Below are 549 nucleotides of genomic sequence, written 5' to 3'. Positions count from 1 at the left end.
GCGTCGGGCTGGCGGCCATCGAGATCGGCAAGGCGATCGGTGCGCGCGTCATCGCTGCGGCATCGAGCGACGAGAAACTCGCAGTCTGCAAGGACCACGGCGCCGACGCTGTCATCAACTATTCGACCGAAGACCTGCGCGAGCGCATCAAGGAACTGACGGACGGCAAAGGCCCCGACGTGATCTACGACCCGGTCGGCGGCATCTACGCGGAGCCGGCGTTCCGCTCCATCGCCTGGCGGGGCCGCTACCTCGTGGTCGGATTTGCCAACGGAGAGATCCCCAAGATGCCGCTGAACCTTGCGTTGCTGAAAGGCGCATCGCTGGTGGGCGTGTTCTGGGGCGAATTCGCGCGCCGCGAGCCGAAGGCGAATCTGGCGAACATGATGCAGATGCTCGGCTGGATGCAGGAAGGCAAGATCCGGCCGCATATCTCTGCGCGCTATCCGCTGGAGCAGACAACGCAGGCGCTGCTGGACATGGCGGCGCGCAAGGTGACGGGCAAGGTCGTGATTCAGCCTTAAAAACGTCAGCGCTGAACAAAAAAAA

The 549-nt window shown here is 63.2% G+C and carries 1 protein-coding gene; it reads left to right on the top strand.

Features of this window, described 5'->3' with window-relative positions; translation table 11 throughout:
* Positions 1 to 524, top strand: a 524-nt coding sequence (locus FUT88_RS25200; RefSeq protein WP_147219274.1) for an NADPH:quinone oxidoreductase family protein, incomplete at its 5' end; no start/stop codon positions are given.
* Positions 525 to 549 lie beyond the last annotated feature (25 nt).

The organism is Ralstonia sp. TCR112, assembly GCF_007997035.1.
In the GTDB taxonomy this organism is placed as follows: domain Bacteria; phylum Pseudomonadota; class Gammaproteobacteria; order Burkholderiales; family Burkholderiaceae; genus Ralstonia; species Ralstonia edaphi.
Note: the sequence above shows the minus strand (reverse complement) of the source record. Positions and strands in the feature narration are given on the sequence as shown.